13 protein-coding genes and 1 tRNA gene are annotated in these 13,092 nt (G+C 69.2%); 2 read left to right on the top strand and 12 right to left on the bottom strand.

Annotation, left to right across the window (positions count from 1 at the left end; all coding sequences use genetic code 11):
* Positions 1-145 precede the first annotated feature (145 nt).
* A complete protein-coding gene (locus tag BJ972_RS15500) occupies positions 146-1,126 on the bottom strand; it encodes a Gfo/Idh/MocA family protein (protein WP_129175483.1) in 981 nt (326 codons plus the stop codon).
* Positions 1,127-1,252: 126 nt separating this feature from the next.
* On the opposite strand from BJ972_RS15500, the gene BJ972_RS15495 reads away from it, so the two are divergent.
* Positions 1,253-1,483 carry a hypothetical protein gene (locus BJ972_RS15495; protein WP_129175481.1) on the top strand — a complete coding sequence of 77 codons (231 nt, stop codon included), beginning with the start codon at positions 1,253-1,255 and terminating at the stop codon, positions 1,481-1,483.
* 228 nt (positions 1,484-1,711) lie between these two features.
* On the opposite strand, the gene BJ972_RS15490 is transcribed toward BJ972_RS15495, so the two are convergent.
* The 6 genes from BJ972_RS15490 to topA form a co-directional block, all read right to left on the bottom strand.
* Complete coding sequence (locus BJ972_RS15490; RefSeq protein WP_129175827.1) at positions 1,712-2,656, bottom strand: arsenic resistance protein; 945 nt, start codon at positions 2,654-2,656, stop codon at positions 1,712-1,714.
* 220 nt (positions 2,657-2,876) lie between these two features.
* A tRNA-Thr gene (locus BJ972_RS15485) sits at positions 2,877-2,952 on the bottom strand.
* Positions 2,953-3,052: 100 nt separating this feature from the next.
* Complete coding sequence (locus tag BJ972_RS15480; protein WP_129175479.1) at positions 3,053-4,585, bottom strand: alpha/beta hydrolase; 1,533 nt, start codon at positions 4,583-4,585, stop codon at positions 3,053-3,055.
* Positions 4,582-5,814, bottom strand: coding sequence for a DNA polymerase III subunit delta' (locus tag BJ972_RS15475; protein WP_129175477.1), 1,233 nt, complete (start codon positions 5,812-5,814; stop codon positions 4,582-4,584). The genes BJ972_RS15480 and BJ972_RS15475 overlap by 4 nt, the downstream gene beginning before the upstream one ends.
* Positions 5,815-5,863: 49 nt before the next feature.
* On the bottom strand, positions 5,864-6,517 hold the full coding sequence (gene tmk / locus BJ972_RS15470) for a dTMP kinase (protein ID WP_129175823.1): 654 nt from the start codon (positions 6,515-6,517) through the stop codon (positions 5,864-5,866).
* Between the two features lie 32 nt (positions 6,518-6,549).
* Positions 6,550-9,309 (bottom strand): type I DNA topoisomerase, encoded by a 2,760-nt coding sequence (topA, locus tag BJ972_RS15465; protein WP_129175825.1) that lies wholly within the window; start codon positions 9,307-9,309, stop codon positions 6,550-6,552.
* Between the two features lie 188 nt (positions 9,310-9,497).
* Here topA and BJ972_RS15460 point away from each other — a divergent pair, with 188 nt between their 5' ends.
* Positions 9,498-9,731, top strand: a complete 234-nt coding sequence (locus BJ972_RS15460) for a hypothetical protein (protein ID WP_218851022.1) — start codon at positions 9,498-9,500, stop codon at positions 9,729-9,731.
* Here the strand turns inward: BJ972_RS15460 and BJ972_RS15455 are convergent, their stop codons facing one another.
* The 5 genes from BJ972_RS15455 to BJ972_RS15435 are packed head-to-tail and all read right to left on the bottom strand — an operon-like array spanning position 9,732 to position 12,801.
* Positions 9,732-10,109 (bottom strand): Rv3654c family TadE-like protein, encoded by a 378-nt coding sequence (locus tag BJ972_RS15455; protein ID WP_164989948.1) that lies wholly within the window; start codon positions 10,107-10,109, stop codon positions 9,732-9,734.
* 4 nt (positions 10,110-10,113) lie between these two features.
* Entirely contained in the window at positions 10,114-10,476 is a 363-nt protein-coding gene (locus BJ972_RS15450; protein ID WP_129175473.1) for a TadE family type IV pilus minor pilin, read from the bottom strand.
* Positions 10,457-10,687, bottom strand: a complete 231-nt coding sequence (locus BJ972_RS15445) for a DUF4244 domain-containing protein (RefSeq protein ID WP_129175471.1) — start codon at positions 10,685-10,687, stop codon at positions 10,457-10,459. The genes BJ972_RS15450 and BJ972_RS15445 overlap by 20 nt, the downstream gene beginning before the upstream one ends.
* A gap of 48 nt (positions 10,688-10,735) precedes the next feature.
* Complete coding sequence (locus tag BJ972_RS15440; protein ID WP_129175469.1) at positions 10,736-11,737, bottom strand: type II secretion system F family protein; 1,002 nt, start codon at positions 11,735-11,737, stop codon at positions 10,736-10,738.
* A complete protein-coding gene (locus BJ972_RS15435) occupies positions 11,734-12,801 on the bottom strand; it encodes a TadA family conjugal transfer-associated ATPase (RefSeq protein ID WP_129175467.1) in 1,068 nt (355 codons plus the stop codon). The genes BJ972_RS15440 and BJ972_RS15435 overlap by 4 nt, the downstream gene beginning before the upstream one ends.
* Between the last annotated feature and the right edge of the window lie 291 nt (positions 12,802-13,092).

Genomic DNA, 13,092 nt, shown 5'->3' with positions numbered 1-13,092 from the left:
GGATCGATCGAACCGGAACGAGCCGGTTCTTGCCATCGGACGCGGCCGTTCCGCCGGCGCCCGGGGTCGAGCCTAACGAGGCGCACCGACGGGCGGCATCCATCTCAGGGATGAATCAGGGTCGCTCTCCGGGTCGACCCCGGGGTCACCGCTCGCTGGGGTACACGAGCCCGATGATGCGACGGATCTCGTCGAGCGATTCCATGATGGCGACGCTCTCGTCGATCGGGAGCGCGCCTCCGCGCAGGTCTCCGTCGGCGACGAGCTTCTCGGCGGCGAGCGCCTGGAAGTGCATGCCCCGGCCCGTGACCTCCGACGCGAACGACTCGAGGACGGAGCCGTCGGAGCCGATGACCCGGAAGGTGGTCGGCGTGTACCAGACCTCGTCGATGTCGATGCGGGCGTCGGTGCCGAGCACCGAGGCGGTGTTCGGGCCCTTCGTGTCGCTCGCCGAGAGGGTCGTCGCGAGGCGTCCGCCCGAGTAGCCGAAGATCGTCGCGACCTGCGCGTCGGCGCCCGTCGCCTTGAAGCGCGCGTCGGCGAGGATCGACTCGGGGGCTCCGAAGAGGTCCCACGCGAACGAGACCGGGTAGATGCCGAGGTCGAGGAGTGCACCACCGCCGAGGGCGAGGTCGTTCAGTCGGTGCGACGGGTCGTCGGAGATGTCCTGCGTGTGGTCGGCGAGGAGCGTGCGCACTTCGCCGAGGGTGCCCGCCGCGATGATCTCGCGGATGCGCACCATGTGCGGCAGGTAGCGGGTCCACATCGCTTCGAGCGCGAGGAGGCCCTTCTCGGCGGCGAGATCGCGCACCGCGGCGGCTTCGGCCCCCGTGAGGGTGAAGGGCTTCTCGACGAGAACGTGCTTGCCGCCGTTCAGCATGAGGATCGCGTTCTCGGCGTGCAGCGGGTGCGGCGTCGCGATGTAGACGATGTCGACCTCGGGGTCGGCGGCGAGGGCTTCGTAGCTCGAGTGCACGTTCGGAATGCCGAATTCCGTCGCGAAGGCCTCGGCGGCCTCGGCGCGGCGCGAGCCGACGGCCTGAACCGTCAGGCCGTTCAGCTTCAGATCGTTCGTGAACGCGTGGGCGATGCCGCCCGTGGCCAGAATTCCCCATCGAAGTGTCATGGAGCCAGCCTAGCGGCGCGGTTTGCACACCACAGGATCGATGTAAACCCCCTGCTGCGGCGGTGCACCCGCGCCTATCGTGGAAACGATGTCGCCGCAGGCGCGGTGCGGAGAGAAGGGAATGTCATGGGCTTTCTGGACGATGCAAAAGAGACCGTCAAGGCCGGCGCCGAGAAGGTCGGTCGTGTCGTAGAAGACGGCGTGGATCGTGCCCGCGACAAGGTCGACGAGGCGAAGGCCGAAGCCGAGGTCAAGAAGACCGAAGCTCAGGCCGAGGCCGAGATCAAGAAGGCTGAGGCCGAGCGCGACTCCGTCAAGGCGCGCAACGAGGTCAAGGAAGAGCTTCGCGACAACTGACTCCAGTCGTCGTCGAACGGGTCCCGGCAATGCCGGGACCCGTTCGCCCGTTAAGGCCGTCGTGTGTGTCGTGGAGGGTCGACGTGGTCGCTCCCGGATTCGGGAACGCCGCGGGCCCTCCACGACGTGCCGGCGGCTCACCTCCAGCAGGATGCCGCTCGGATACTTCACGCTACTGCCGTGTCTGACCGCGCAACAGGGCTTGACACGCGAGTGAAAAATGCTCGACTATTCCGGCGACGATCGAATGAGAGCCGGGATGACGCGGACGAAGACGACCATCGCGACGAGCTCGACGAGGGTCTGGGTGACGACGACGGTCGGCGCGATCGCGAAGGTATCGGGCGCCGCGAGCGCGAGCGGGAGAACCACGAGCGAGTTCCGCGTCGCACCGCTGAAGACGACAGCTCGACGCGCGGGGGTATCGACCCCGAAGAGACGGCCGGTCACGTCGCCGAGCGGCACCATGACGATCGCGAACGCGATGAAGATCGGCACGGTGACGAGGAGCGAGCCGAGCGCATTCGACACGGCGGCGATCTGCGACGCGACGACCACGGCGAGTGTCGCCATCATGAGCGGGACCATGAGCGCGCCCATCGTCGACTCCACGGCTCGCGCCGCACGGTATCGACGGGCGAGGGCCTGTACCGCGGCGGCCGCAGCGAGCGGCAGCACGATGAGGGAGACGAACGCGACGACGAAGGGCTCGACGTCCATCATGGCGACGCCCTCGGCCCCGATGAACGTCACGAGGTAGACGGGCAGCAGGAGCATCTGGGCGATCATCAGCAGCGGCGTCGCCGCGAGGAGCCTCGTCGCCGCGCCGCCCGCGAGACCCGTGAAGACGATCACGTAGTCGATGCACGGCGTGAGCAGCACGAGGAGCACGCCGAAGACGAGGCCGGGATCGCCGCTCACGAAACGCGACAGCCCGAAGGCGACGATGGGAACGATGAGGAAGTTCAGCACGAGCACGGCGCCGAGGAACCGCACGTCACGGAGCGCCCGCCCGAGCGACGCGAACGGAACGGCGAGGAACGTGGCGAAGAGCAGCAGGCCGAGCACGGGCGTGATGGCCACCTCGAGGTGCTCGGACCCCGGAAGCACGAGGCCGATGCCCGCGCCGAGCGCGATGGCCGCGAGGTAGAGGGCGATCTGACGCCGCTCCATCCAGCCGACGGGGCCACGCGGCGGGGAGGCGACGGTCACGCCCCCACTCTAGGCCGCGCTCGGAGCCCGACACTGCTGCCGTTCGTGCGGATGCACGAGCGACGCCCCGGGCAAGGCCTCGATTCGCGCGGCGTGTCGGCGCGACATCCGCGGAACGGCAGGCGAAGCGGCAGGAGCGAGAACGACAGAAGGCCCCGAGTGGACTCGGGGCCTTCTGTGATGGAGCCGCCTGTGGGAATCGAACCCACGACCTTCTCATTACGAGTGAGACGCTCTGCCGACTGAGCTAAGGCGGCGTGGCCATGATCCGCTGGCGGAGCCATGGGCACGAGAGACTATGTTAGCGGGTTTCCGAGGACGGTTTGTACACGCGCGCCCCCGACGTCGGATGACGCATCAACACGTCGGATCGGAAGCCGGAACCGTGCCCTCGAGGAAGTACGCGTCGACTGCGTCGTCCACGCACGCATTCGACTTGTTGTACGCCGTGTGGCCTTCGCCCTCATAGGTGATGAGGTGGCCGCTCTCGAGCTGATCGGCGAGCGCGACAGCCCACTGGTACGGCGTCGCGGGGTCGTTCGTCGTGCCGATCACGATGATCGGATCGGCGCCCGCGGCGTGGATCTCGGCACGCGGACGGTCGCCCGTGTACGGCCACGATGCGCAGCCGATGTCGCCGTAGGTCATGAAGGTTCCCATGTACGGCGCCTGCGCTTCGATCGCGGCGGCCTTCTCGCGCATGACGGCGACGTCGTCCTGGTACTCGTAGTCGAGGCAGTTGATGGCGCTGAACGACTCGGTCGAGTTGTCGACGTACTGGCCCGACTCGTCACGACCGTTGTAGAGGTCGGCGAGGTAGAACGCGTAGTCGGCCTCACCCGCGAACACGGACTCGAAGAGCGAGTCGAGCGCGTACCAGGAGCTCTGGCTGTAGAGCGGGTAGATGATCGCCGTGAGCAGCGAGTCGGCTCCGAGCATGCGCCCGTCGGTCGCGCGGATCGGGTTGGCCGCGACGGAGTCGAGGAGCGCGCGCACCGTCGCCATCGCTTCGTCGGCCGTGCCGTCGAACGAGCACTCGTCCTGGTCGAGGCAGAACGTCAGGTAGGCGCGGAGCGCCCCCTCGAAGCCTTCGGCCTGCGCCCCCGACACCTCGGCGTTGGTCGCGGCCGGGTCGATGGCTCCGTCGAGCACGAGACGGCCGACCTTCTCGGGGTAGAGCTCGGCGTACGTTGCTCCGAGGAACGTGCCGTACGAGTAGCCGAGGAAGTTGAGCTTCTCGTCGCCGAGGATGGCGCGCAGCAGGTCCATGTCGCGTGCCGCACTGATCGTGTCGACCTGGCCGAGGAGCGCCCCGGTGTTCTCGGCGCAGGCCTCACCGAATGCCGTCGCCGATTCTCGCGCCGCGGCGATCCACTCGTCGCTGCCGCGCGGTGCGTCGATGATGCCGTAGAGGTAATCGTCCATCTCGGCGGGTTCGAGGCACGAGACGGCCGAGGAACGGCCGACGCCGCGCGGGTCGAAGCCGACGACGTCGTAGGCCTCCTGCAGCCGCTCGCTCGTCGCGTAGTCGACCGAGTCGGCGATGAAGTCGTAGCCCGATCCACCGGGACCGCCGGGGTTGACGAGCAGCGAGCCGACCTTGTCGCCCGTGGCCGGCTGGCGCACGAGCGCGAGCTCGATCTCGCCGGCCGCGGGGTCGTCCCAGTCGAGCGGAGCGGTCGCCGTCGTGCACTGGTTCGCACCGCACGACTCCCACACGAGCACCTGCGTGTAGAACGGCTCGAGAGCCGCGTCGACGTCTTCGCCCGTCGGCGTCGATGTGGCCGACGGCCCCGAGGGAAGCAGATCGAACGGCATGCAGGCCGAGAGCCCCAGGGTGATCACAGCCGCCATCGCCACGGCGATCAGCTTGGAGGTGCGGCGCATCATGCTCCCACTCGGTCGGGTCGGCGGATGGTCTGCACGAGCATGGCCTCGAGCGCGAGCGTGGGCGCCACGTTCGACTCGATGCGGGTTCGTGCGGTCTGAATGGCGTCGAGCGTCGCGAGCGAGTCGGCGGATGTCGACCCCTCGGCGGCGCGGCCGATCTCGGCACTGAGCTCACGGTTCACGAGCTCGGCACCGGTGCCGAGCTGCTCCATGAGGATGTCGCGGTAGAGGCTCGAGAGGTCGACGAGGATGCGGTCGATGCCGTCGCGCAGGCTTCGAGTGGCCCGGCGCTTCTGATCGTCTTCGAGAGCCTTGAGCTGTGATCGCAGCGCGGGCGGAACGGCCTGACCGGGTGCGATGCCGAGCGAGCGCAGGGCGTTGTCGCGCTCTTCGGCGTCGCGCAGTTCAGAGATCGCCTTGGCGTCGTCGCCCGCGATGGCGAGCAATCGGGCGGCCGCGTTCACCGCGTTCGAGACGCTGCGGATGGCGAGCGTCGTGCGCAGCGTCTCGTGCCTGCGGTCACGCGCCTCGGCGCTCGTCGCGAGACGGTGGGCCATGCCGATGTGGCTCTGCGCCTCGCGCGCGGCACGTTCGGCGACGATCGGGTCGATGCCGTCGCGACGGACCAAGAGGTCGGCGACGTCCGCGATCGAGGGCAGGGCGAGGCGAACACTGCGCACGCGCGAGCGGATCGTCGGGATGAGGTCGGCCTCGCTCGGCGCGCAGAGGATCCAGACGGTGCGCTCAGGAGGTTCTTCGAGCTCTTTGAGGAGGAAGTTCGAGGTCTGCTCGGTCATGCGGTCGGCGTCTTCGACGACGATCACACGGTGCCGGCCGATGGAGGGCGCGTAGTGCGAGCGCTTCACGATGTCGCGCACGTCGTCGCGCTTGATGATCACACCCTCGGTCGCGAGCACCTGCAGGTCGGGGTGGGAACGGGCTCCGACCTGAGCGGTCGTGCGCTCGTCGCCGTCGGGGTCGCCCGACAGCAGTGCCGAAGCGAAGGCGTAGGCGAGGTTCGAGCGGCCCGAACCGGGTGGGCCGGTGATGAGCCAGGAATGGGTCATCTGCTGGGTGGAGGCCGCGAAGGCACGCGTCGCGGCGTCGGATTCGTCGCCGGATGCCTGCTCATCGGCATCCGTCACGGTACGCCTGCTCGCGACGACGGCCGCAGCTCGGAGCACGGCGATGGCGCCCGCCTGGCCCGTCAGCTCGCTCCATACCGTCACGCGACCAGCCTACGTGGCCGCACAGACACCGTCGCCCGGGCGGTCGGGCTCAGAGCAGTCCCGCGACGCGCGCGCGGATGCGCTCGGCGATCTCGTCGACGGGGAGCGACGCGTCGACGACGAGGAACCGGTCGGGCTCGTCGGCGGCGAGCGCGAGGAAGCCCGCGCGCACGCGCGCGTGGAAGTCGGCGGCCTCGGCCTCGAGCCGGTCGAATCGCTTCTTCGCCGCGTCGAGTCGACCGCGCGCGACCGACTCGTCGAGGTCGAGGAGCACGGTGAGGTCGGGAAGGAGTCCCGCCGTCGCCCACAGTGAGAGCGCACGCACCTCGCGCGGATCGAGCACGCGGCCCGCACCCTGATAGGCCACGGATGAATCGAGATAGCGGTCCTGGATCACGACGTCACCGCGTTCGAGCGCGGGGCGCACCTTCGTCGCGATGTGGTGAGCGCGGTCCGCCGCGTACAGCAGGGCCTCGGCCCGCGGATCGATGTCGCCGCGGTGGTGCAGCACCAGTTCGCGGATCTCGAGACCGACGTCGGAGCCGCCGGGCTCACGTGTGCGGAGCACCTCGCGCCCGCGGGTGGCTACCCACTGCTCGAGCAGCTCAGCCTGAGTCGACTTGCCCGATCCGTCGCCGCCCTCGAAGGTGACGAAGAGCCCAGGGAACTCGCCCCGCACGACGGGGACGAGCTCGCCCGGCATCGTGCGTCGAGCGAGATCGGACGGGTGCTCGCTCACTTCTTCGGAGTCGCCTTCTTGGCCGGAGCCTTCTTCGCGGGTGCCTTCTTGGCCGGAGCCTTCTTGGCAGCCGGCTTCTTGACCGGTCCCTTGTCGCGCTTGATCTGCAGCAATTCGACGGCGCGTTCGAAGGTGATCTCTTCCACCGTGTCGCCACGCGGAATCGTCGCGTTCGTCACTCCGTCGGTGACGTACGGGCCGAACCGGCCGTCTTTCACCTTGATCGGCTTGCCGCTGACCGGGTCGGCGTCGAACTCCTTGAGGGCACTGGATGCCGCTCGCCCGCCGTACTTCGGCTGCGCGAGCAACTCGAGGGCACCGGGGAGGTCGATCTCGAAGATCGCGTCCTCGCTCGGGAGCGAACGGGAGTCGGTTCCGCGCTTGATGTAGGGGCCGTAACGACCGCCCTGAGCCGTGATCTCGGCACCCGACTCGGGGTCGACGCCGACGACGCGGGGCAGGTCGAGGAGGCGGAGCGCCGTCTCGAGGTCGATCGTCTGCAGGTCCATCGTCTTGAAGAGCGATGCCGTGCGCGGCTTCGGAGCCGCGGCCTTCTTGGCGGGCTTCTTCTTCGCCGCGACGACCTCACCGGTCTTCGGATCGACCGTCTCGGCCGCGGGCGCCTCCTCGGGCTCCGGCTCGAGCTCGGTCACGTAGGGGCCGAATCGGCCGTCCTTCGCGACGATCTCCTTGCCGTTCTCGGGGTTGACGCCGAGCACGCGGTCGGTCTGCACCGGAGCGTCGATGAGTTCGCGGGCCTTGGCGGGCGTGAGCTCGTCGGGTGCGAGATCCTCGGGCAGGTTCACACGGCGCGGGGTCTCGGAGCCCTCTTCGGCGACCTCGAGGTAGGGGCCGTACTTTCCAATGCGGAGCGTGATGTCGCCGTCGATGTGCACCGAGTTGATCTCGCGCGCATCGATCTCACCGAGGTTGTCGACGACCTGACGGAGGCCGCGGTGCTTGTCGCTTCCGAAGTAGAAGCTCGTGAGCCACTCGACTCGGTCGGCGTCGCCACCGGCGATGCGGTCGAGGTCTTCCTCCATCTCGGCGGTGAAGTCGTACTCGACGAGATCGGAGAAGTGGTCTTCGAGCAGACGGACGACCGAGAAGGCGATCCAGCTCGGCACGAGAGCCTGGCCGCGTTGGGTGACGTACCCGCGGTCGAGGATCGTCGAGATGATCGAGGCGAACGTCGAGGGGCGGCCGATGCCGAGCTCTTCGAGTCGCTTGACGAGGCTGGCCTCCGTGTAGCGCGGCGGAGGGCTCGTCTCGTGCCCCTTGGCCTCGAGTTCGGCGAGGTCGAGTTCTTGACCCTCGGTCAGCGGCGGGAGCTTCGCCTCACCGGGCTGCTCCTCGCTGTTGCGCTCCTCGTCCTTGCCCTCTTCATAGGCGGCGAGGAACCCGCGGAACGTGATGACCGTTCCGCTCGCCGTGAACTCGGCGAGCGTCTTCGAGGCACGCGGGTGCTCGTTCTCGGCCGTCGGACCGACCTCGATCGTGACCGTCGCGGTCGAACCCTTCGCGTCGGCCATCTGCGAGGCGACGGTGCGCTTCCAGATCAGGTCGTAGAGCTTGAAGTCGTTTCCGCGCAGCGTCGACGAAAGCGACGACGGGGTGCGGAACGTGTCGCCCGAGGGACGGATCGCCTCGTGCGCCTCCTGCGCGTTCTTCGACTTGCCCGTGTAGAGACGCGGCTTGTCGGGGATCGACTCGGCGCCATAGAGCGCCGTCGCCTGGGCACGAGCGGCCGTGATCGCCTGCTGCGAGAGCGAGGGCGAATCGGTACGCATATAAGTGATGTACCCGTTCTCGTAGAGAGACTGGGCGACGCTCATGGTCTGGCGAGCCGAGAAGCGGAGCTTCCGCGCCGCTTCCTGCTGCAGGGTCGACGTCGTGAACGGAGCGGCGGGGCGCCGGGAGTACGGCTTCGACTCGACCTTGGAGACGCGGCGGGCGACCGTCGTGTCGCGGAGCGCAGATGCGAGCGCCGAGGCGGCCTGCTCGTCGAGCACGACGGCGTCGCCCTTGAGGCGGCCGAGGTCGTCGAAGTCGCGACCGGTCGCCACACGCGAGCCGTCGAGGCGGACGAGGCGCGCGTCGAAAGCGGTACCGGCCTCCGGAGCGAAGCGCCCGATGAGGTCCCAGTATCCGGCGGCGACGAAGGCGAGGCGCTCGCGCTCACGGTCGACGACGAGTCGGGTCGCTGCAGACTGCACGCGGCCCGCGGAGAGGCCGGGTCCGACCTTCCGCCAGAGCACCGGCGAGACCTCGTAGCCGTAGAGGCGGTCGAGGATGCGTCGCGTCTCCTGCGCGTCGACGAGGGCGGTGTCGAGGTCGCGGGTGTTGTCCTTCGCCGCGAGGATCGCGTCCTTCGTGATCTCGTGGAAGACCATGCGGCGGACGGGGACCTTCGGCTTCAGCTCCTGCAGCAGGTGCCACGCGATGGCCTCGCCTTCGCGGTCCTCATCAGTTGCGAGGATGAGCTCGTCGGCGTCCTTGAGGGCGCGCTTCAGTTCGGCGACCGTCTTCTTCTTCGAATCGGACACCACGTAGTAGGGCTCGAAGCCGTGATCGACGTCGACGGAGAACTTGCCGAGCGGGCCCTTCTTGAGCTCGGCGGGCAGGTTCTTCGGCTCGATGAGGTCACGGATGTGTCCTACCGACGACAGCACCTCGTAGTCGTCACCGAGATAGCCGGCGATCGACTTCATCTTGGTCGGCGACTCGACGATGACCAGTTTCTTCGTGCCTGGCACCAGACTCCTCATGATTGTTTTCTACGGAGGGCTCCGGTCGGTCCGCCCCCCGACGGTGCACCCTCAGCCATGCGCGGAAGCTACGCTCCCGTCACCGCACACCATACACACAGTCTCGGCGAGATTGCCCAATCGGCGAGGCGGCGCAAGCCCCTTGCGCTTCGGAGGGAACGGAGGAAAATGACGGCATGGACACCCCAGCTGTGGCGACTTACACCGCGAAACTGATCGACGGGCCGCTCGAGGGAAAGACTGTTGCAACGGCCTTCCTCGGCGACGGCGGACCGCAACCTCGACTCGAGATCTCGGGCGACGGCAAGCACTACGTCTACTCACGTGGTGCAGGTCTCGAGTTCTCGACGCAGGACGACGAACGTCCGAGCGCCGTCGAGTACCGCTATATCGAGACCGTCTTCGACTGATCACTCCCACCCGGGCGGACCGGCGCGCGAGCGGGCGGTGACGGGCAGGCCGAGCACGACGAGGGATGTCGTCGCCTCGACCACCGGGCCGTCGATCGTGCAGCTCTCGAGCGTCGCTCCGCCGAGTACCGCGGCTCGTTCCGCGATCTCGCACGCCTCACCGTTGACGACTCCGGCGAGCACGTCGGCTCCGGCGAGGGCCGCCGCGTCGGCGGCGTTGGCCGCCGTCACCGTCGCGGGGAGCAGGGAGAGCACCGATACGGCTGCGCCGACGGCGAGGAGCACGGCAGCCAGCAGTCCGACGATCACGACGCTCGCTGCCCCACACTCGGATGCCAGACGTCGGTCGTCCCGCGTCACCTGAGCCGGCACGATCACGACCTCACCGTCCATGGCTCAGCGCGCACGACGCCGCCGACAGCGCGATCGGCAGAAGAGCGACTCCCGACCCCGATTCGACGCGTGCGCAGACGAAGTCGCCGTCATCCCAGGCCGAGAGCGACACCTCTCCCGCCGTCGTGCGAGCGATGGAGGTCGCGTAGCCCGCGTCATCCCCGCGGCCGAGCGCTCGCGCGGCGTCGCCTGCAGCGTCGGTCAATCGCACCTGCTGCGCGCCGACCATAACCGCGCCGAGGCAGAGCGCGAGCACGAGGGCCACCGCGGGGAGCGCGACGACGAGTTCGGCCGTCGCACTCCCCCGGTCGCTGCGCAGTCGACGAGCGAGGTCAACCCACCGAGAGCGCATTGCGCACGAGATCGGTGAGGATGCCGCGGACCTCGTCGCCGCGCAGGATGAGCACGAGGAGCCCGGCGAACCCCACGGCGGCCATCGTCGCGACCGCGTACTCGGCGGTCGCCGCTCCGCGCTCGTCGGCGAGTGCATCGACGGCTCGTGCGACATTCGCCCTGAGCCGCGAGACGGGCGCGCGCGAGACGGTGTTCTGCGGTTCCTTCATGGAAGTGTTCCTTTCTTCTGCCGCTCGGGCGGCGGTGGGTGGCACGAGTCAGGCGAGACCGTCGAACGTCGACGTGACGACGGCGATCAGGAGCGGGGCGACTCCGAGCAGCATGAACGACGGCAGAACGCACACGCTGAGGGGCAGCATGAGCTGGACCGCTGCGGTCGCCGCCCGCTCGCGTCCGGCGCTGCGCGCCTCGCGACGGCGTTGCTCGGCCTCGGCGCGCAGAAGTTCGACGGCCGGCACTCCGGCGCGCGTGCTGAGGTCGAGGATCTCGGCGGTCTGCGACTCGTCGACGGGCCGCCCCGAACCCGCGACGATGCTGCGTGCCCGCGAGACCGATGCACCACCGGTCATCGCGATGGCCACGAGTTCGATGTCGAGTCCGGGAGCCGGGTCGGCGCGCCCGGCCGCCCGCACGAGCGCGCCGTTCCATCGCCAGGCGGCGACGAGCAGCGCGACGCCGAGTGCCAGACACGCGAGCCCCAGAGGAGAGAAGAAGAGCACCTGAACCGTGTCGAATCCCATGATTGCGCCGAAGACCACCGCGATGACGGGCAACGCTGCCACGAGTCGCGCGGTCGAGCGCGGGCCGGCGAGCGCGACCTCGAGTTCGCGCTGCACCTCGGCGATGTCGCGGAGCGACGTCGCGATCGCCCGCAGACAGCCGGCGAGTGGCGCGCCGGATTCGGTCGCCACCGTCCATGCCGCGGCGAGGGCGTCCCACGCGCCCTTCTCGCGCGACGGGAGGCCGGCCGCCGCCGCGCTGATCGCGCTCCCGATCGGTACGCCCGCCCGAGCCGACCGAGCGACGGCGCGGATGACGGCGTCGACGTCACCCTCGGTCGACGCGTGGCGCCGCGCCGTCCAGCGAGCGAGCGGGCCTCGCCGCAGCACCGTGTCGGCGCCCTCAGTCGGAACCTCAGCGGCATCCGTATCGCCGTCGAGACGCGCGAGGTAGCCGAGCGCCGCGGTGGGCGCCACTCCGGCGGTCAGGAGCACGGCGAGACGTGAGGCGACGCCGGCGATCTCGTCGACGACGGTCACAGCGGCACCACCGAGAGGCGATCGCCGACGAGGGCGAACCGGCCGAGTCCGCCGATGCGACGGCCGGACGCATGCCGCTCGACGTGCACGACGAGATCGAACGCGCTGACCGTCTGACGTGCGAGCGCCGCGGCACCGAGGCCGGCGAGCGCGCCGAGCGCTTCGAGTCGCGTCGACACGTCGTCGAGCGAGTTGGCGTGCACGGTGCCCGCTCCCCCGTCGTGACCGGTGTTGAGCGCCGACAGCAGTTCGCGAAGCTCGGCGCCGCGGCACTCGCCGACGACGAGTCGATCCGGCCGCATGCGGAGCGCCTCGCGCACGAGGCTGTCGAGCCGCACTCCGCCCGCGCCCTCGAGGTTCGGTTGGCGGGCCTCGAGCGACACCACGTGCGGGTGCGTGATCTGGAGCTCGGCGAGGTCTTCGATCACGACGATCCTGTCGGTCGGTGACGCACAGCCGAGGAGTGCGGCGAGAAGCGTGGTCTTACCTGCACCCGCTGCGCCCGAGATGAGGATGTTCTCGCGGCGTTCCACGGCGTGGATCAGCACATCGTGCGCTCGGTCGTCGAACATCCCCGCGCCGTGCAGGTCGGCGAGAGTGCCGTGACCCGACCGCGGGATGCGCACCGAGATGAGCGTGCCCCGCGTCGACAGCGGGGGCAGCACGGCGTGCACGCGCACCCCTCCACCGAGCCGTACGTCGACGGCGGGCGTCGCCTCGTCGATGTGACGGCCTCCGTGCGCGATGAGCCGCACCGCGAGCGCCCGCACGGCCTCATCGCCGAGCGTCCAGCCCTCGACCCGCTCCGCGCCCTGGCCGTAGTCGGCCCAGAGGCCCGCCGCACCGTTCACGAAGAGATCGGTCGCGCCCTCGGCGTGATCCGCCAGCTCACCGAGTGCATCGAGGGCGTCATCCCGTTCGGTCGGCTCGGGTGGGCCGGCGGCCGGGGTGATCGTCGAGTCGATCTCCCCGGCCGTCGATGCCCCCGCCGATCGCCGGGAGGAGGCCGTCTGTGCCGGGCGGGCCGTCTCCCATGAGGGGGAAGCGATGAAAGCGGAGGGCATGAGACGACCGTAGAGACGGGCCGCACACCGCACACCGCGGCCGCATCGATCTGTGGAGGGCCCGCGCGCGTCATCCGTTGGGGAGGAGGGAAGCACCACTCCGCGCCACAACGAGAACAGGGCCGCCGGATCTCTCCGACGGCCCTGCGAGCTCTCACTCAAAGTAGGGGGCGGCACCCATTGGGGGGAACAGATGCCGCCGCGGCAGCGGAGGATTGGGGGGAATCACTCGCGCTGCTGGCCTGGATGTTTCGTTCAGGCGTATCCCAGTGTACGGGGTGCCCATGCAAT

Origin of the sequence: Agromyces atrinae (assembly GCF_013407835.1) — a bacterium.
Classification (GTDB): Bacteria; Actinomycetota; Actinomycetes; order Actinomycetales; family Microbacteriaceae; genus Agromyces; species Agromyces atrinae.
Note: the sequence above shows the minus strand (reverse complement) of the source record. Positions and strands in the feature narration are given on the sequence as shown.

Bases quoted from the DNA above. Each gene is read 5' to 3' on its own strand.
- BJ972_RS15500 (WP_129175483.1), bottom strand. From the start codon at position 1,126: ATGACACTTCGATGGGGAATTCTGGCCACGGGCGGCATCGCCCACGCG.
- BJ972_RS15495 (WP_129175481.1), top strand. From the start codon at position 1,253: ATGGGCTTTCTGGACGATGCAAAAGAGACCGTCAAGGCCGGCGCCGAG.
- BJ972_RS15490 (WP_129175827.1), bottom strand. From the start codon at position 2,656: ATGGAGCGGCGTCAGATCGCCCTCTACCTCGCGGCCATCGCGCTCGGC.
- BJ972_RS15480 (WP_129175479.1), bottom strand. From the start codon at position 4,585: ATGATGCGCCGCACCTCCAAGCTGATCGCCGTGGCGATGGCGGCTGTG.
- tmk (WP_129175823.1), bottom strand. From the start codon at position 6,517: ATGCCGGGCGAGCTCGTCCCCGTCGTGCGGGGCGAGTTCCCTGGGCTC.
- BJ972_RS15460 (WP_218851022.1), top strand. From the start codon at position 9,498: ATGGACACCCCAGCTGTGGCGACTTACACCGCGAAACTGATCGACGGG.
- BJ972_RS15450 (WP_129175473.1), bottom strand. From the start codon at position 10,476: ATGCGCTCTCGGTGGGTTGACCTCGCTCGTCGACTGCGCAGCGACCGG.
- BJ972_RS15445 (WP_129175471.1), bottom strand. From the start codon at position 10,687: ATGAAGGAACCGCAGAACACCGTCTCGCGCGCGCCCGTCTCGCGGCTC.
- BJ972_RS15435 (WP_129175467.1), bottom strand. From the start codon at position 12,801: ATGCCCTCCGCTTTCATCGCTTCCCCCTCATGGGAGACGGCCCGCCCG.